This window comes from uncultured Phocaeicola sp. (genome assembly GCF_948499155.1).
Lineage (GTDB): Bacteria > Bacteroidota > Bacteroidia > Bacteroidales > Bacteroidaceae > Phocaeicola > Phocaeicola faecalis.
In genome coordinates, this window is sequence record NZ_CAOOSE010000001.1 from 269,631 (window position 1) to 287,784 (window position 18,154).

Here is an 18,154-nt window from a genome sequence, read left to right on the forward strand (position 1 = left end):
TTATTTCAGTTCAGTATTTTCACTCTTGTCCATTCCGTCGGTAGCACTTAACTCTTCCTGAATGGTAAGAATCGGTGTATGAGAAATAATTTCGAGCATCAGCAATTGGTCATTGATGGTTGAACGCAAGGCCGCGAATCCCTGATTGGCGCCGAATTCCTTCTCTTTTGTTTGAGCTACCGCTTCTATTGTCGTGCGCCTGTTTCTGTATTCCTGTTCGGCAATGGCAGATGCACCTTTATATAAAGCAAGATGTTCTGCCGAGCGCTGCAAGGTTTCGATATTCGACAAAATCTGGACATACAAATGGGCTATCTGTATTTTCAGTTCCTCGTATGCCTGTTGCTTTTTCAATTCTGCAATATCCACCTGAATGCGTTGCCGCTTCACTCTGCCCGGTAAATCGAATAGCGTTTCGAGCGGCACTGACACGGAGCCGCCCACACTCCACGAGGTCTGTTCCGTTCCCGTATAACGATAGATTAAAGGAGTGGTCGGGTCGGTGGACGAACCGATGTTATCGGCAATGCCGTGCGAAATATTTCCGAAGGCATTAAAAAGGCTCATCCAGCTTCTTTTTTCTTTTGCCAATATTTTTTTCTGCAGTTGCTTCTCTTTCTCCAGAATCTCGATACTCGGAGTGCTGCGTGCATTCTCGTACAACACACTCAGCGGAGGTAGTTTGATTTTGGCTATATCTATATTTAGACTCGAATTTACTTCATCCTGTGTTGTGACAGGTTGCTGTATTCCGTGTGTTTCCTGAGCTTTGGCATAGCCTGTAAACAGAAATATGAGAATGCTTATAGCATATAGTTGTTTCATAGAATGTCTTTTTCCCCTTTAAATCATTGTTTATTATTGTTTATACATCTCCCTTTTGGACGAAAGCGGTAAATGTTTTCAGTAGAATTTTCATGTCCATTCCAAACGAGAATTCTCTGCCGTATCTTAAATCCAGTTCTTTTCGTTCTTTGGCAGATAGCCGTCCCGAGTCTCCCCGTTTCTCCACTTGCCACAAGCCCGTCAGTCCCGCAGGAGCCATGAACCGGTCTATACTGTCGTCGTTCGTCAGGCGCTCGGCTTCGTAGAGCGGGAGGGGCCGGTTGCCTACCACAGACATATCTCCTTTTAATATATTGATAAGCTGCGGCAGTTCGTCCAAGCTGTATTTACGTAAGAAACGTCCTACTTTCGTGACACGAGGGTCTTTCTCTATTTTTACAAAAGGTTCCTCTTGTTCACTGTTTCTTTTGGATGCGAATACTTCTTCCGGAATGATGAAGTCGTCAGAAACCAGTATCACGCCGTCGTCTCCAATCAGAAAGCCACCCAAGTCATCATCGGCGAATCCTTTTGGCTCGGCTGCAGTGTCGTTTTCAGATTTATATTGGTTTAAGTCCGACAGTTCTTTCAGATGCTTGTCCGCATCATTGTACATGGAGCGAAACTTCAGAAAGTCAAAGATATTGTAGTTCGTGCCTACTCTTTTTGCTTTATAAATAATCGGCCCTTTGCTTTCCAGCCGAATCGCCAATGCTATAATAAGGAAGACGGGCAACAGGACGATAAGTGCTATACTGGCAAAAGTGATGTCAAAAAAGCGTTTCCACCGAGGCAGTATGAAACGCTTTACCACTTTTTTCTTTCTGTTGCTGATGTAGAGCAGTTCTTGTCTTTTGTTAATCAGGTCAATCTTCTGAATCAGCTCTTCTTTTGAAATGTCGGGGCTGATTGTGTCATTGATACCGCTTTTCAGATACGCCGCGCTTTCTTCTTTCTTCAAACCGCCGGTGACCAGCACCACATACCCCTGATAGAATTTTTTCCTGAAAAGAGTGATGTTTTCCACATCCTCCTTCAAGTTTCCCTGTTCATAGAGAATGATAATATTCTCTCTCGCTTTAAGGTTGATACAAATGGTAATAGCGTCTTTATGGTCTTTGGCATAAATTAACTGCACATCTTCCAACTTCCCGAATTGAGTCAGGAAAGATTTGCTTTTTCCTATATAAAGCAGATTAGTTGCCATAACCTATTCGATTATCTTCTTTACTCTGATTTTGAGTTCCATCGGGTTAAAGGGCTTTACGATATAGTCTTCCGCGCCTATTTCGAGTAGTCTTATTCGTTCGGTGGTGCTGTCTTCGCTGCTCAACATAATGACAGGGATATGCTTGAACAGTTCATTTGCCTTAATCCATTCCAGGAAATCGTCTCCTCTCATTTCCGGCATGCGTATGTCTGAAATTATCAAGTCCGGCAGGTTCCCTTCCTGTAACCATTTCATTCCTTGAACTCCATCCTGCAACCAAATGCAGTCATAGTCAGCCATCAAATAAATAGACAGTACTTTTGCTATTGTTTCTTTGTCGTCTAGAATCAATATTCTCTTTCTCATATCATTCTTTATTATGTTTGGCAAAAATAAGGAAAAATATTGGTATAAAACAATATAAATCGATTAAATTTAGGAGTATATACCGCTTTTTTGTCGATATTATTGTCGATGAGGGTGTTGCCGGGAAATAAATCATTTATTTTTCATCGGAAACAAGGTTTTTATCAAATGAGGAAAGCGATGACTAATTGGATTGCCCGGAAGAACAAAAAGATGTCTCCATTGTTTTCAAAGATAGTCACCATTGTTTATGAAAACTGTCTTGATTGTTTCGTTAAACCCTCTTGAGGTTTTTTTGATATAATAAATGAAAATAACGATTTTATAATGAAGTATGATACATACTCTTTTATTAGCAATATTTTAATGCTTATATCAAAAAGATTGCGTACTTTTGCGGAGTTTATACTAAACTAGTCGAAAAAATAAATTAAAAGAACTATTGAAGGATTTATGATGAGAAAAATAGTAACATTTGCATTGCTATTAATTTGCCTGTCTGTTACTTCTGTTGCGCAGACAGGAGGTGGTATGACCGATAAGCAAGTGGTGGAATATGTGCAGTCAGGATTGGCACAAGGCAAAAGCCAGCAGCAAATCAGCACAGAGCTTGCTCGTCGGGGGGTGACCAAGGAACAGGCGGAACGTGTCAAATTATTGTACGAACAGCAAAAGAAGAATGGGAAAAACTCATCGTCTTCTACCTTAGACAACACAAAGGGACGCGGTCGTACGAAGAATGGAGCCGGTGAAAAAGAAGACGGAAAGAATGGCAATGATTACATCGATAAGAATTTTAATTTTGACGAATCCTCGGAGAAAAAAGAAGTTCCTGTTTATAAATATGTAACAACCGAACCTTTGGAGCCCAGAGAGATGGGTACCTATACCATTGATAAGAATGGTAATATTGTATATGACAATAACACGGTTCTTTATTTGCAGGAGGATGAAAAGAAGGAGGAAAAGGTTTTCGGACGTGATATTTTCAATACCAAGAATCTGACATTCGAGCCCAGTGTGAATCTGGCTACTCCGGTGGATTATCGTTTGGGACCCGGAGATGAAGTGATTATAGACATTTGGGGAACCAATCAGGCTACCATACGCGATAATATTTCGCCCGACGGATACATTAATATAGAAGATATCGGTTTGGTGTATCTGAACGGCATGACGGTGAGTGAGGCAACGGACTATTTACGCAAGGAGCTGAACCGGATTTATGCCGGCATAGACAGCGAAAATCCTGTTTCACAAATAAAGGTGACGTTGGGAGACAGCCGTACCATTCAGGTGAACGTGATGGGAGAGGTACTGACTCCCGGTACTTATGCGCTTTCTTCTTTCTCCACAGTTTTCCATGCTCTTTACCGTGCGGGCGGAGTAAATGATATCGGTAGTTTGCGTGCCATTCAGTTGGTTCGCGGCGGCAAGCCTATCGCCACGGTCGACGTGTACGATTTTATCATGCGCGGTAAGACCACCGATGACATTCGTTTGCAGGAGGGGGATGTTGTCATTGTGCCTCCTTATGAAGCATTGGTGAAGATTGAAGGGAACGTAAAACGCCCCATGAAATACGAAATGAAGAATGGCGAGAATGTAAAGACTTTGCTTAAGTATGCCGGTGGTTTTTCGGGAGATGCATACACTCGTGCCCTGCGCATGATTCGCCAGAATGGGAAAGAATATCAGGTCTATACGATTGATGATATTGATTACTCCGTTTTTCCGGTGAAAGATGGCGACAAGGTGACTGCCGAGGCTATCTTGAATCGTTTTGAAAACAAGCTGGAGATTAAGGGTGCGGTTTACCGTCCGGGCATCTATCAGTTTGGAGGCTCATTGAATACGGTTCGCCAGTTGGTAGAAAAAGCGGACGGTTTGATGGGGGATGCGTTTACTGCCCGTGCCGTGCTGTATCGCGAGCGTAATAATTTGACTCGTGAGGTGATTCCTATTGACATTAAGAAAGTGCTTGACGGCACTATTCCCGATATCCCTTTACAGAAGAATGATGTTCTTTATATTCCCAGCATCCATGATTTGCAGGATATGGGTGTAATTACAGTGTTTGGTGAGGTGGCCCGTCCTGGGGAGTTGCCGTATGCCGACAATACGACGCTGGAAGATATTATTATTCAGGCAGGAGGATTGAAGGAATCGGCATCTACAGTGCGTGTGGACGTTTCGCGGCGTATCAAGGATAGTAAGAGTACGGATGTTTCTTCTACTATTGGTAAAATGTATTCTTTTTCTTTGAAGGATGGATTTGTGATTGACGGCGAACCCGGCTTCGTGTTGCAGCCCTACGACCAGGTGTATGTCAGAAGAAGCCCCGGTTATCAGGAGCAGGCCAATGTAGATATTACAGGTGAGGTGCTTTATGACGGTACTTACTCACTGACCAATAAGAGTGAGCGTCTTTCTGATTTGGTGAAAAAGGCCGGTGGTGTGACTCCGTTTGCTTATGTGAAAGGCGCCAAGCTGATTCGTCAGGCGAATGACGAGGAGCTGAAGCGTATGGAAGATGTGTTCAAAATGATGCGTCGTGAAATGGGGCAAGCCAATATGGATTCATTGAAGTTGGACTTGGACAGTGTTTATTCTGTGGGTATTGATTTAGAGTTGGCGATGAAGAATCCGGGTTCCAGTGCAGACGTGGTGCTTCGTGCCGGTGATAAGTTGGTTGTTCCCGAATTGAGTAATACTGTAAGGATAAATGGTGCGGTGATGTTGCCCAATACTGTAGCCTATAGGGATAATAAGTCAGTGAAATACTATATTAGTCAGGCTGGTGGATTTGCAAACAATGCTCGTAAGAGCAGGGCATTTATCATTTATATGAATGGTCAGGTGGCCAAAGTCAAAGGTTCGGGACGAAATATGATTGAGCCGGGGTGCGAGATTGTTGTGCCGGTAAAAGACAGGAATGGAAGAATGAATTTCCAAACCATTCTGGGAATCGCTTCGTCTTTAGGCTCATTGGGATTAACTGCGGCGTCTATTGCTAATATATTGAAATAAGATGAGTGAAGAAAAGAAAGATACAGTGTCCAAAGCGCCGGAAATAGATTTGATGGCGTATGTCAGGAAGTTGTGGCTTGCCCGAAAACTTTTATTAAAAGCAGCCGGGGTAGGGGCTTTATTAGGTTTAATAATAGCTTTTAGCCTTCCTCCTTTGTATAAAGTTGAGGTAACTTTGGCACCGGAGTCAGGAAAGGGCGGTGGAAATGAGTTGTCTGGTATGGCATCAATGTTGGGACTTGGCGGCATGAATGGGGGAATGGACGCAGATGCATTAACAGTGTCCCTTTTCCCGGATATAGTGGAATCTACTCCGTTTATTTTGGAATTATTTGATATACATGTAAAAACATTGCATGGTGATGTAGACACGACTTTAGTGGGTTATTTTGAACATAAGAAGGCTCCGTGGTGGGGAATAATAGTGGAACTTCCCGGAAAAATCCGAAATCTTTTCTCTTCATCTTCTAATCAGAAGGAAGAGATGAAGAATTTGGACCCTTTTCAGTTAACTCGTGAGCAAATGTCTATAGTTGCAGGATTGCGTAAAGCAATAACAGCCGATGTAGATAAGAAAAGTGGGATGACCACAGTAGGAGTCGTGTTACAAGACCCTTTAGTTACAGCAATGGTAGCCGACTCTGTGGTTGCTAAGTTGCAAAAATACATCACATCATATAGGGTGTCAAAAGCCCAACAGGATTGTAACTATTTGGAGCAGTTGTATAAAGAGAGACAACATGAATATTATGTAGCTCAACAAAGTTATGCAAATTACATGGATGCGAATAAAAATGTTATTTTACAAACTGTTTTGACAGAAGGTGAACGTTTGCAAAATGAAATGAGTTTGGCATATCAAGTATATAGTCAGGTGGCTACCCAGTTACAGGTGGCTCGTGCCAAGGTTCAGGAAGCAAAACCTGTTTTTGCAGTGGTTGAGCCGGCAAGTGTACCTTTACATCCATCAGGAACAAGCAAGAAAATGATTCTAATCGGTTTTGTTTTTCTTGCAGTAATAGGGACTTCGGCTTGGATTTTGTTTGGCCGTGATTTATTGGCTGGCTTGAAGAAAGGATTGTCTTCTTCCGGCAATGAATAATAGATATTGATATATTGGCAAGACCGTTTCAAAATAGAACTTGTGCGTTGACAATCTTATGATTGAAGCTTTGAGAGGAAAAACTCATTTGTCTTGTCTCGTATTGTAATGAATAAGGAGGTGTGGCAAAGCTCCTCTTTTATCAAAATCACCCTCGCTACAACTACCTGTGGCGAGGGTAACTTTTAGTTTATGAGAGTTTCTACACACCCTCTATTTGTTTTAATATAGTTTCTGATTGTAATTAAAAACTATTTCGTGTTCTTTTAGAGTAGGGTGCACCTTATCTTTTTCCGATAAAATGATTTTATCTTCCGGAATACGCCAGTCGATATTCAAATCAGGGTCATTCCATGCAATGCCTCCTTCGCTTTGCGGAGCATAAAAGTTGTCACATTTATACTGGAACAAGACTTCATCACTGAGCACGGCAAAGCCATGAGCAAACCCTCTTGGTATAAATAATTGTCGATGATTTTCTCCGGTAAGTTCTACTGCCACATGCTGTCCGAAGGTTGGAGAACCTTTACGGATATCCACTGCCACGTCCAGCACGGCGCCTTTAATGACGCGTACTATTTTACTTTGCGTATAAGGAGGTTTCTGAAAATGTAACCCTCGTACGACACCATAGCTGGAGAAACTCTCATTGTCTTGCACGAAAGTGGTTTTACATACCTTTTCTTCAAATTCGCGGGAAGAGAAACTTTCAAAAAAGTAACCTCTTGCATCCTTAAAAATACGGGGCTCTAAAATAAGAACCCCGTCTATTGCCGTTTTAATAACTTCCATTATTTATCTAATCCTAATTCTTTAATTACTTTAAGTAAATATTGTCCATATTGGTTCTTAAGCATCGGTTGAGCCAGTTCGCGCATCTTTTCTGTCGAAATCCAACCTTTTCTTAATGCTATACCTTCCAGGCAGGCTACTTTTAAACCCTGGCGTTTTTCGATGACTTCTATGTAAGTACTTGCTTCTGCCAAAGAATCGTGTGTACCTGTGTCCAACCATGCAAATCCGCGTCCCAATGTCTGTACCTTTAATTCCTTCTCCTGCAGAAAACATTGGTTTACCGTCGTGATTTCCAGCTCTCCGCGTGCCGATGGCTTGATGTTCTTGGCAATTTCCACTACTTTATTGGGGTAGAAATACAGCCCCACTACGGCATAATTGGATTTGGGTTGAGCCGGTTTTTCCTCAATGGACAGGCAGTTTCCCTCTTTGTCGAACTCTGCCACTCCATATCTTTCAGGGTCACTTACCCAATATCCGAATACTGTTGCTTTTTTATCACATTCGGCAGCATGTACGGCTTCTCTCAGCAAAGCAGAAAGTCCGTTCCCATGGAATATATTATCTCCTAAGACAAGGCAGACAGAATCCTCTCCGATGAATTTCTCACCGATGATAAAAGCCTGCGCCAAGCCATCGGGAGACGGTTGTTCCGCATATTCAAAATGTACTCCAAAATCACTTCCGTCACCTAGCAGCCGTTGGAAACTGGGCAAGTCGTATGGGGTTGAGATGATTAATATCTCCCTGATTCCTGCCAACATTAATACAGATATGGGATAATATATCATCGGTTTGTCAAATACAGGGAGCAGTTGTTTGGAAACTCCTTTCGTTATAGGGTAAAGACGTGTGCCTGAACCGCCAGCCAATACAATTCCTTTCATTATAGTAAATTTTATAATTGTCCGTAGACGGAAATTTGTTGATTTCATGCAAATATAGAGTATATAAATTAATATACAATGCCTTTTTCTGAAAATAATAGTTATCTTTGCACTTATACAATGTAAAATGAAAATGTATGAATATTAAGAATAATCACCTCGTTATTATGGCGGGTGGCGTAGGCAGCCGGTTTTGGCCGATGAGCACCCCCGATTATCCTAAACAGTTTATAGATGTGTTAGGTTGTGGACGTACATTAATTCAATTAACGGCAGACCGTTTTAAAGGTATTTGTCCGCCTGAAAATGTTTGGGTGGTTACTTCTGAAAAATATGCAGAAACGGTAAAGGAGCAATTGCCCGAAATAGCTGATGATCATATTTTGCGCGAACCTTGCCGTCGCAACACGGCTCCCTGCATCGCTTATGTCAGTTGGAAAATCAAGGCGCGTAATCCCAAAGCCAATATGGTGGTAACACCCAGTGACCATATTGTGATGGATGTAATAGAATTTCAGCGGGTGATAAACTCCGCCATGAAGTTTACTGCCGATTCGGATGCAATTCTGACTTTGGGGATGAAACCTACCCGTCCCGAAACAGGATATGGATATATAGAAGCGGATTTGACTGTACCTTCCACCTCAAACAAAGAGGTGTATCGGGTGTATTCGTTTAAAGAAAAGCCTAATTTGGAGACAGCCGAAAGATATATCAAGAAAAATAATTTCTTTTGGAATGCCGGCATTTTTGTATGGAATGTGAGTACGGTTGTAAATGCGCTGCGGGTGTATCAACCGGCCATTTCGAAAATCTTCGAGCGATTGCTGCCTTACTATTACACGGAGCGGGAGCAGGAAATGATAAATCAAAATTTTCCGTTATGTGAAAACATTTCTGTCGATTATGCCATTATGGAAAAGGCGGATGAGATATTTGTTTTCCCCTCCAACTTTGGATGGAGTGACTTGGGTACATGGGGTTCCTTGCACGGAAACCTGCCTAAAGATGCCCATAATAACACTCAGATAGGGCAGAATATAAAATTGTATGAGACACGGAATTGTGTCATTCACACTACGCAAGAGAAAAAAGTGGTGGTGCAGGGGCTTGACGGATATATCGTAGCAGAAAAAGACAATACTCTTCTTATTTGCAGACTGAGTGAGGAGCAGCGTATCAAGGAATTTTCGGCCGAATGACCAGACTATTCTTTTCAGAGAAAAGAAGCTAAATAAATTTTTATAAGAATGAAAAAGGTAGCATTGATTTCAGGTATTACAGGACAGGACGGTTCGTTCCTGGCAGAGTTTTTAATTGACAAAGGGTATGAAGTCCACGGCATTTTGCGCCGTTCTTCCTCGTTTAATACGGGGCGTATTGAGCATCTTTATCTTGATGAGTGGGTGCGCGATATGAAGAAAAGCCGTCTGATAAATTTACATTGGGGAGATATGACGGACAGCAGTTCTTTGATTCGCATCATTCAGGCTGTCCAGCCGGATGAAATATATAATCTGGCAGCGCAAAGCCATGTAAAAGTAAGTTTCGACGTTCCCGAATACACTGCTGAAGCTGACGCGATAGGCACATTGCGTATGCTGGAGGCAGTTCGCATCTTGGGATTGGAAAAAAAGACCAAGATATATCAGGCTTCCACCTCCGAATTATTCGGACTGGTGCAGGAGGTTCCTCAGAAAGAGACGACTCCGTTTTATCCGCGTTCTCCGTATGGAGTAGCCAAGCAGTATGGTTTTTGGATTACAAAGAACTATCGTGAAAGTTACGGAATGTTTGCTGTGAACGGCATTCTGTTTAACCATGAAAGCGAACGGCGTGGAGAGAATTTCGTGACACGTAAAATAACGTTAGCGGCCTCTCGTATTGCCCAAGGCTTTCAAGATAAATTGTATTTGGGAAATCTTGACTCATTGCGCGACTGGGGATATGCCAAAGATTATGTGGAATGTATGTGGCTGATACTTCAGCACGAGACACCGGAAGACTTTGTGATTGCAACCGGCGAATACCATACGGTACGTGAATTCTGTACATTGGCATTCAAGGAAGTTGGTATCGAACTGCGTTGGGAAGGAAAAGGAGTAGAGGAAAAAGGAATCGATATTAACACAGGCAGAGAACTGGTGGCTGTTGATCCCAAGTATTTCCGTCCGGCTGAAGTAGAACAGTTGTTGGGCGATCCTACCAAAGCGAAAACAGTGCTGGGGTGGAATCCACGTAAAACTTCTTTCCCGGAGCTGGTGAAGATTATGGTGCGGCATGATATGAAATTTGTGAAGAAATTGTATTTGAAGGAGCAAATCGGGGAATGATGGAAAAAACGGCCAAGATATATGTGGCAGGCCATCATGGATTGGTGGGCTCCGCTATATGGAACAATTTACAGAAGAAAGGATATACTAACTTAGTAGGCCGTTCTCATAAAGAATTGGATTTGCTTGATGGAGTTGCTGTGAGGACTTTCTTTGATGCCGAACAGCCCGAATATGTTATTTTGGCGGCAGCTCATGTGGGAGGCATTATGGCAAACAGTCTCTATCGGGCTGATTTTATCTACCAGAATCTGCAAATTCAGCAAAATGTGATTGGGGAGAGTTTTCGTCATGGAGTGAAGAAATTGCTCTTTTTGGGCAGTACCTGCATTTATCCTCGCGATGCGCAACAGCCCATGAAAGAAGATGCGCTGCTGACCTCTCCGTTGGAATATACCAATGAGCCGTATGCGATAGCCAAGATAGCCGGGCTGAAGATGTGTGAAAGTTTTAACCTGCAATATGGTACAAACTATATCGCAGTGATGCCTACTAATTTATATGGGCCGAATGACAACTTCCATCTTGAAAACAGCCATGTCATGCCTGCCATGATTCGTAAGATTCATTTGGCGAAATGCTTGAATGAGTCTGATTGGGAATCTATACGTAAGGACCTGAATCTCCGTCCAATAGAGGGAGTGAGCGGAGCCGGTAGTGAAGACGAAATCCTGTCTGTTTTACATAAATACGGCATCACCGGACAATCGGTAGTGCTGTGGGGAACCGGTAAACCGCTTCGCGAGTTTTTGTGGAGCGAAGAGATGGCTGATGCCAGCATTTACATAATGGAGCATGTCAATTTTGAAGACACTTATCAGAAAGGTACAAAGGATATTCGGAATTGCCATATTAATATCGGTACGGGCAAAGAAATAACCATTGCCGACCTAGCCAATTTGATAGTGAAGGAAACGAAGTATCAGGGTCAGGTGATTTTTGATTCAACCAAACCGGATGGTACTATGAGGAAACTGACCGATGTGAGCAAACTGCATGCATTGGGGTGGCATCATCGGATTGATATTGATGAAGGGGTTCATAAAATGTATCAATGGTATTTATCCTAAAATATAATGGAACGACCAATTAACTTAAAATGAGTTAGTTGGTCTTCTTTTTTTGATATAATCCGAAGGGATAACAGCGATAATAGGATACAGCCGAAACAATTTACATCTAATTCTGTTAAACATAAGTATCTGTCTAACTAGATAATGTTAATTCGTTTGCAAAATATTTTTTTGAATATAATTGCTGATGTGCGGAATAATTGGATAAATAATTCAAAAAAGCTGTTTTATTACGCAGTATTCCATTATATTTGCATTATCTTAGTATGATAGGTGTATCTATTATTAAATATGTGAATAATAGATATATGCTAAAATGCTAATTATGAGTTTTATGGATTCAGAAAAAGAAGCGCTTGATTTACCTGCTATTGTGACAGGTAACGGCGAAGCCTACCCAAAGCAGTGGTTGGCTGTGTACGTCCGCCTTTATCACGAGAAGAAAACAAGTGCTCGCCTAAACGCTATAGGGATTGAAAACTTTCTTCCGATACAAGAAGAAATTCATCAATGGAGTGATCGCCGGAAAAAAATATCCAGAGTATTGCTTCCTATGATTGTATTTGTTCACGTAGATGCTTTGGAACGGAAGAAAGTGCTTGAATTATATTCGGTGAATCGGTATATGGTGAATCGTGGCGAAAGTGTGCCATTGGTCATACCCGACGAACAAATGGAGCGGTTTCGGTTTATGCTCGATTATTCGGACAGTGCTGTTTCGCTTAATGATTCTTCCCTGATACCCGGTGAAAAAGTACGGGTAATCAAGGGACCTTTATCAGGACTGGAGGGAGAGTTGGTCACTGTAGACGGGAAAACCAAGGTTGCCGTTCGTATTGCAGCATTGGGTTTTGCTTGTGTAGAGATGCCCATAGGATATATAGAAAGACTTAATAACTAGACACAAAAACTAAAGGAATGGATGTAATTTTGCAAAAAAAGAAAACGATTACTGTTGCCCTATTATCTCTGGGTAATGGTGAACATTATCATATCTGTCATTTAAATTATGATTACCCCCATTGTGAGAAAACTTATTCTTTGGCTTTATAATTTAAATTATGATGGAGCATTTGATAATTATCTTAATAGGCTTCGTGCTGGCTATCAGTCTGGCACGTATCATTATTCCCAATATCATCATCATTTCAAGAAGAAAAGGGCTGTTTGATCTTCCTGATGGCAGAAAAGTTCATATACGTCCGATTTCACGTTTGGGAGGCGTTTGTTTTTTCCCCACCATACTTTTTGCCATTACGTTTTTGGTAGCATTGTGTGAGAAGGCAGGATGGTTCTTTTGGACGGATAGCGCGACCCAATTTCCGGAACTTTTATTGCTATGTAGCGGTCTGACTCTACTTTTCATTGTCGGTATTGCCGATGATTTAGTCGGAGTGCGCTGGCGTCAGAAGTTTGTGGTACAGATTTTTGCGTCAGTCATGTTCCCGTTGGCAGGTCTGTATGTAAATGATTTTTACGGAATGTTTGGCATTTATTCCATTCCTGCATACATCGGGATGCCATTCTCTATTTTGCTGGTTGTATTTATCACAAATGCCGTCAATTTGATTGACGGTATAGATGGTTTGGCTTCCGGACTGAGTATTGTTGCCCTGTTTGTATACGGTAATCTGTTTATTTATAATAGCTTATGGCTTTACAGCCTTTTAGCCTTTACTACCATCGGTGTATTACTTCCTTTCTTTTATTACAATGTATTTGGTCAGGCAGAGCGTGGAAAAAAGATATTCATGGGAGACACCGGTAGCTTGACTTTAGGCTTTATTCTCAGTTTTCTAACCATCAAATATATAATGAACCAATATGTAGTGATGAATTTCAATTACAATGGTGCTATATTGGTTGCATTCAGTGTACTACTAGTCCCGTGTCTGGATGTCATTCGCGTTGTCATCCGTCGGGTTCGTAATGGAAAAAGTCCTTTTTTGCCGGACAAAACGCATATCCATCATAAGTTTCTTGCCATGGGATTTACTGTCAGAAACGCAATGATTACTATTTTGTTCATTTCTTTTTTGTTCAGTTTAAGTAATATCCTTTTGGTTAGCTATGTTGATAATACATTGTTGTTTATTGTGGATGTAGCAGCCTGGACAGGGATGCATATGTATATGGATAAAGTGATTGAGAGAAAGAAAGCTATTAATAATGTAACAACTGATTAATTAATGTCTGAATCACTAAAGCATAAAGCTACTAATAGTGTATTTTGGAGTGCTGTTGAAAGGTTTTCAGTTCAAGGTATTCAATTCTTATTGAGTATTATTATCGCTCGTTTGGTTTTGCCATCTGATTATGGCTTAATAGCCATGTTAGGGGTTTTTATGGCATTGGCACAAACGTTTATTGATAGTGGATTTTCTAATGCTCTTATACAAAAGCAAAATCGAACAATAGTTGATTTCTCAACAGTTTTTTATTTTAATATTGTTGTTGGAATTGTTATATATATATGTTTATTTTTAGGTGCGCCTTATATTGCAGAATTTTATAATGAACCTCAGCTAACCATAATCATGAAAGTGGTTGGACTTAATATCATTATTATATCTTTTTCAATAGTTCAAAGAGCTATTTTGACTATAAAGTTAGATTTTAAACGTCAAGCATTAGCTTCTTTGATTGCGGTGATAATTAGTGGAGGAATGGGGGTATATTTGGCATATAATGGATATGGAGTATGGGCATTGGTCTTTCAGGCATTGCTGAATAATTTGCTATGCTCTTGTCTGCTTGCTATTTTTGCAAAGTGGTGGCCTAAATTATGTTTCTCATTCCAGTCATTTAAGAGTTTGTTTTCTTTTGGATCTAAATTGTTGCTGTCTAGTGTGCTACATACTATTTATCAAAATCTTTATAATTTGGTGATAGGTAAAAAATTTAGTGCTTTAGATTTAGGATATTATAATAGAGCATATACACTGGCTTATTTTCCCTCAAGCAATATTATAAATGTTATTGTACGTGCTATTTATCCTATACAATGTAACATTCAAAATGATTTGGATAGATTGGAACGAACATTTATACAATATTTGAGAATGACTTCCTATATTATTTTTCCATTGATGTTAACGTTATGTGTGTTAGCCAAACCTCTAGTAATTTTAATATTAACAGAAAAATGGTTACCTATTGTTCCCTTATTGCAGATTCTTTGTATAGCTTATCTATGGGATCCTATAATGGTTATTAATTGTAATATTATTAATGTTAGGGGTAAGAGCAATTATTTGTTAAAAGCTGAAATTTTAAAGAAAATGATTGCAGTAATTATTTTAATTATTACTATACCATTAGGAATTAAAATAATGTGTATAGGGCTCATTGTATATGCTTTTTGTGATATGTATATTATTACAAGATACTCAAGATTGGTTATTAATACTAGTTTAAGAAAACAATTAATATCATTATTCCCTATATTTATACTTAATATCGGGCTAGTTTGTATATTGTATATTTTGACATTTTTGGGATTAGAACCACTAGCTCAGATAATCTGTTCTATTATTTTAGGTGGATGTTTCTATTTATTGGTTTCTTATTTATTTCGTTATAGTGAGTTCCTCTTTATAAAAAAACTTATAGAAAATTATAAATGAAAGTTTCAATAATAATTCCAGTATATAATGTTGAGAAGTATATATCTAGGTGTCTGAACTCTGTTATAAATCAGACAATGACTGAAGGAGTTGAGTGTATTATAATAGATGATTGTACTCCTGATAATAGTATGGATATAATAGAACAAATTTTAAAAGATTATAACGGAGGAATACAATTCCAAATTATTCATAATAAAAACAATAGAGGAATAGCCGCTGTTAGAAATATGGGACTACTTCAAGCAAAAGGAGATTATATATCATATATTGATAGTGATGATTATTGTGAGCCAAATATGATAGAAGAAATGTATATGTTGGCTATGCAAAAAAATGCTGATATGGTAATATCAGATTATTATGTGCATACATCGCATCAAGTATCTTATATACATCAATTTGTGCCTAATACTTGGGAAGAATGCTTTAGAGCAAATTTATCTGATCGCTTAAAAGGTTTTTTATGGAATAAATTAATAAAAAGGGAACTTTATTTTGCTAATAATATATTTTATAAGAATGGCGTCAATTATGGTGAGGATTTTTTGATTTCTTTGCAATTGTTTTATTATGCTCAAAAAATAGTACATATTCCTCAAGCATTTTTGCATTATATGCAGGATAATTTAGGATCTTATTCTAGAGCAATTTCACGACATTCATTGGAAAATATTCGAGAATGTGAAAAATATCTCTATTCTTTTTTGGAAGAAAAAAAGATACTTAGTAGGTTTAGTGATGAGATTGATATGATACGATTGCGTAATCTTATTCAATTATTATTTAGGACTTCTGGAAAATTGCAATCTGAATGGATGGAACCGTATCGGGATTTAAAAATAAAGGTTGTGATAAAGAATAAAGATTTACTTCCTAGCCTGTATTGGAGAACCGCTGTGATATTTGCATTAATGGGAATGCTTCCGATATACAATGGGATGCGTAATATATGGAGAATATTGCGGCCTGAACAAGCAAAATTAACTCCACTATTTAACAGTTAATAATATGCATTATTCTTTTGATATTTTTGATACTTGCTTAATTAGGACATGTGGCTTTTCTCATAATGTTTTTGATATACTGGCTCTTCGAACATTAGGAGTTGATAGTAGTGAAAGTTTAAGGGCTGATTTTGTAAATTCACGTATTACGGCAGAAGCACGTGCACGAAAAAGGAAAAAAGGAGAGGTTACCTTACAAGAAATCTATGATGAATTTGACTTCCCTATATTGACCCTAAAAGCTAAGAATGATATTCTTAAAAAGGAAATAGATATAGAACGTGATGTTTTGGTTGCTGTATCATCTATCCAAAATAAGATAGTTGAATTGCATGAATGTGGTATTTCTGTTTTATATATTTCAGATATGTATCTTCCAGAAGTTTTCATAAAAGAAATATTGGTAAAATATGGCTTTTGGAAAGATGGGGATAAATTATATGTTTCTTGTGAAGTTGGTGCAACTAAAAATGAAGGTACATTGTATGATTTAGTAGCTAGAGACAATAATTTGTCTTATCAGCATTGGCATCATTATGGTGATAATTATTATAGTGATTATGTTGTACCTAAAAAGAAAGGAATTATTGCCCATAAAGTAACTCATAGTTTTTCTAATTATGAAAAACAATTATTGCAACTTAGCTTATATCCTGGAGTATTTCTAAATCAAATAATGGCTGGTATTCAAAAGGCTGTTCGTCTTTCGTTTAAAGGTTCTCCTCAGGTAGATTTAGCTAGTAATATTGTTATACCTTTAATGACGGGGTTTGTTAATAATATTTTAGAAAATGCAAAGAAAGAGAAAATTGAAAAACTTTATTTTTTATCAAGAGATGGCTATCTTCCATATTATATAGCCTGTTTGCTTCATAATCAATATCCAGAAATAGAATTAGAATATTTTTACACATCTCGTAGTGCATTATATTTTCCGGGTATAGATGTGCCATCAGAGGATTGTCTTTTATTGCTTTTGGGTAATTTGGAAGGAAAAAAATTGAAAGAGGTATTTGCTGATAAAACAAATATTGATATTAGCCAATTTATATCAACGGAAGAATTCGACAAAGTAATAATGTCCAAAGATGAAGGGATTAATAAAATACATATGCTTTATGAGAATCCTCACTTTGTAAAAACTATAAATAATGAATATTTAGAGCAGAAAGGGCTAACAGTTGAATATTTGGAACAAATAGGTCTTGCTTCCACTAAATATAGTAATGCTATTGTAGATGTTCGCGGAACTAGAAAATGTCACAAAATCATTAATAAATTACTTAATGAAGCAGGCTATCCTTCTGTAAAGGGGTATTATCTTGAAGTTACAGGAGAAAGAGAATTGTCATTGAATGCAGGGGACTATTATTCTGAGTTTTATGGAGAACGATATGTAAATGATACTGACACATTGAAGAATATGGGATCATTATATTCTGTGATTGAGCAATACTTTTGTGCAACAGGTAGCTTAAGGACAATAAAATATAAAAAGGAAAATGGAATAGTCCTTCCGGTTTATGAGGAAGGTTCATCTTCTCAAATTGGTAATGATTTGTGTGTTATTCATAAAAAGATAGCAGAAAAATATGTTTTATATTACACTAATAATATGCTTTATTTATATAACAAAGAGATACTTCCATTTATTTATTATAATCTATTTTCTTTTGCTCGGATTCCATACAGACGAGACTTATTGGCATTAATGAATATAATGTCTAATGATGACAGATTTCATTATGTTTCATTAATCCGGAAATACTCTTTTGTGCAGATACTAAAAAGAAAATTTGATTGCAAAGAATGGATTAGGGGATCTTTGGTTTATAGTGTTTATTCGTGGATAGGAGAATCAATAGGTAGAAAAGTATTATCTAAACTTATTAAATAATAT

15 protein-coding genes are annotated in these 18,154 nt (G+C 38.7%); 10 read left to right on the forward strand and 5 right to left on the reverse strand.

Features of this window, described 5'->3' with window-relative positions:
• The 3 genes from QYT14_RS01190 to QYT14_RS01200 are packed head-to-tail and all read right to left on the reverse strand — an operon-like array spanning position 1 to position 2,401.
• Positions 1-825, reverse strand: a complete 825-nt coding sequence (locus tag QYT14_RS01190; RefSeq protein WP_237038050.1) for a TolC family protein — start codon at positions 823-825, stop codon at positions 1-3.
• A gap of 40 nt (positions 826-865) precedes the next feature.
• Positions 866-2,032, reverse strand: coding sequence for a sugar transferase (locus QYT14_RS01195; protein WP_288324120.1), 1,167 nt, complete (start codon positions 2,030-2,032; stop codon positions 866-868).
• Positions 2,033-2,035: 3 nt separating this feature from the next.
• Positions 2,036-2,401, reverse strand: coding sequence for a response regulator transcription factor (locus QYT14_RS01200; RefSeq protein WP_237038048.1), 366 nt, complete (start codon positions 2,399-2,401; stop codon positions 2,036-2,038).
• A 453-nt stretch (positions 2,402-2,854) separates the two neighbouring features.
• On the opposite strand from QYT14_RS01200, the gene QYT14_RS01205 reads away from it, so the two are divergent.
• A complete protein-coding gene (locus QYT14_RS01205; RefSeq protein ID WP_288324121.1) occupies positions 2,855-5,431 on the forward strand; it encodes an SLBB domain-containing protein in 2,577 nt (858 codons plus the stop codon).
• A 1-nt stretch (position 5,432) separates the two neighbouring features.
• A complete protein-coding gene (locus QYT14_RS01210; protein ID WP_288324122.1) occupies positions 5,433-6,533 on the forward strand; it encodes a Wzz/FepE/Etk N-terminal domain-containing protein in 1,101 nt (366 codons plus the stop codon).
• A 222-nt stretch (positions 6,534-6,755) separates the two neighbouring features.
• Here QYT14_RS01210 and rfbC read toward each other — a convergent pair whose 3' ends face one another.
• A complete protein-coding gene (rfbC, locus tag QYT14_RS01215; RefSeq protein ID WP_237038045.1) occupies positions 6,756-7,325 on the reverse strand; it encodes a dTDP-4-dehydrorhamnose 3,5-epimerase in 570 nt (189 codons plus the stop codon).
• Positions 7,325-8,215: a glucose-1-phosphate thymidylyltransferase RfbA gene (rfbA, locus tag QYT14_RS01220; RefSeq protein WP_288324123.1), complete on the reverse strand. Its 891-nt coding sequence runs from the start codon at positions 8,213-8,215 to the stop codon at positions 7,325-7,327. The genes rfbC and rfbA overlap by 1 nt, the downstream gene beginning before the upstream one ends.
• 137 nt (positions 8,216-8,352) lie before the next feature.
• Here rfbA and QYT14_RS01225 point away from each other — a divergent pair, with 137 nt between their 5' ends.
• The 8 genes from QYT14_RS01225 to QYT14_RS01260 all read left to right on the forward strand — a co-directional run bounded on the left by QYT14_RS01225 (position 8,353) and on the right by QYT14_RS01260 (position 18,151).
• Positions 8,353-9,417, forward strand: coding sequence for a mannose-1-phosphate guanylyltransferase (locus QYT14_RS01225; RefSeq protein WP_288324124.1), 1,065 nt, complete (start codon positions 8,353-8,355; stop codon positions 9,415-9,417).
• Positions 9,418-9,465: 48 nt separating this feature from the next.
• The gene (gmd, locus tag QYT14_RS01230) at positions 9,466-10,548 is read left to right on the forward strand and encodes a GDP-mannose 4,6-dehydratase (RefSeq protein WP_237038042.1); all 1,083 of its coding nucleotides are present in this window, start codon (positions 9,466-9,468) and stop codon (positions 10,546-10,548) included.
• Entirely contained in the window at positions 10,548-11,618 is a 1,071-nt protein-coding gene (locus QYT14_RS01235; protein ID WP_288324197.1) for a GDP-L-fucose synthase, read from the forward strand. Before gmd ends, QYT14_RS01235 begins: the two co-directional genes overlap by 1 nt.
• A gap of 337 nt (positions 11,619-11,955) precedes the next feature.
• Positions 11,956-12,522, forward strand: coding sequence for a UpxY family transcription antiterminator (locus QYT14_RS01240; RefSeq protein WP_288324125.1), 567 nt, complete (start codon positions 11,956-11,958; stop codon positions 12,520-12,522).
• Between the two features lie 163 nt (positions 12,523-12,685).
• Complete coding sequence (locus QYT14_RS01245; RefSeq protein ID WP_288324198.1) at positions 12,686-13,807, forward strand: MraY family glycosyltransferase; 1,122 nt, start codon at positions 12,686-12,688, stop codon at positions 13,805-13,807.
• 3 nt (positions 13,808-13,810) lie between these two features.
• Positions 13,811-15,247, forward strand: a complete 1,437-nt coding sequence (locus QYT14_RS01250; RefSeq protein ID WP_288324126.1) for a lipopolysaccharide biosynthesis protein — start codon at positions 13,811-13,813, stop codon at positions 15,245-15,247.
• Complete coding sequence (locus QYT14_RS01255; RefSeq protein WP_288324127.1) at positions 15,244-16,254, forward strand: glycosyltransferase family 2 protein; 1,011 nt, start codon at positions 15,244-15,246, stop codon at positions 16,252-16,254. Before QYT14_RS01250 ends, QYT14_RS01255 begins: the two co-directional genes overlap by 4 nt.
• A gap of 4 nt (positions 16,255-16,258) precedes the next feature.
• Entirely contained in the window at positions 16,259-18,151 is a 1,893-nt protein-coding gene (locus QYT14_RS01260) for a hypothetical protein (protein ID WP_288324128.1), read from the forward strand.
• The last annotated feature ends 3 nt before the right edge of the window (positions 18,152-18,154 follow it).

What these genes read in the sequence shown, in the direction of transcription:
- QYT14_RS01260 (WP_288324128.1), top strand. Translation starts at nt 16,259, where the DNA reads ATGCATTATTCTTTTGATATTTTTGATACTTGCTTAATTAGGACATGT.
- QYT14_RS01210 (WP_288324122.1), top strand. Translation starts at nt 5,433, where the DNA reads ATGAGTGAAGAAAAGAAAGATACAGTGTCCAAAGCGCCGGAAATAGAT.
- rfbC (WP_237038045.1), bottom strand. Translation starts at nt 7,325, where the DNA reads ATGGAAGTTATTAAAACGGCAATAGACGGGGTTCTTATTTTAGAGCCC.
- QYT14_RS01235 (WP_288324197.1), top strand. Translation starts at nt 10,548, where the DNA reads ATGGAAAAAACGGCCAAGATATATGTGGCAGGCCATCATGGATTGGTG.
- QYT14_RS01240 (WP_288324125.1), top strand. Translation starts at nt 11,956, where the DNA reads ATGGATTCAGAAAAAGAAGCGCTTGATTTACCTGCTATTGTGACAGGT.
- gmd (WP_237038042.1), top strand. Translation starts at nt 9,466, where the DNA reads ATGAAAAAGGTAGCATTGATTTCAGGTATTACAGGACAGGACGGTTCG.
- QYT14_RS01205 (WP_288324121.1), top strand. Translation starts at nt 2,855, where the DNA reads ATGATGAGAAAAATAGTAACATTTGCATTGCTATTAATTTGCCTGTCT.
- QYT14_RS01200 (WP_237038048.1), bottom strand. Translation starts at nt 2,401, where the DNA reads ATGAGAAAGAGAATATTGATTCTAGACGACAAAGAAACAATAGCAAAA.
- QYT14_RS01190 (WP_237038050.1), bottom strand. Translation starts at nt 825, where the DNA reads ATGAAACAACTATATGCTATAAGCATTCTCATATTTCTGTTTACAGGC.
- QYT14_RS01225 (WP_288324124.1), top strand. Translation starts at nt 8,353, where the DNA reads ATGAATATTAAGAATAATCACCTCGTTATTATGGCGGGTGGCGTAGGC.
- rfbA (WP_288324123.1), bottom strand. Translation starts at nt 8,215, where the DNA reads ATGAAAGGAATTGTATTGGCTGGCGGTTCAGGCACACGTCTTTACCCT.
- QYT14_RS01255 (WP_288324127.1), top strand. Translation starts at nt 15,244, where the DNA reads ATGAAAGTTTCAATAATAATTCCAGTATATAATGTTGAGAAGTATATA.
- QYT14_RS01250 (WP_288324126.1), top strand. Translation starts at nt 13,811, where the DNA reads ATGTCTGAATCACTAAAGCATAAAGCTACTAATAGTGTATTTTGGAGT.
- QYT14_RS01245 (WP_288324198.1), top strand. Translation starts at nt 12,686, where the DNA reads ATGGAGCATTTGATAATTATCTTAATAGGCTTCGTGCTGGCTATCAGT.
- QYT14_RS01195 (WP_288324120.1), bottom strand. Translation starts at nt 2,032, where the DNA reads ATGGCAACTAATCTGCTTTATATAGGAAAAAGCAAATCTTTCCTGACT.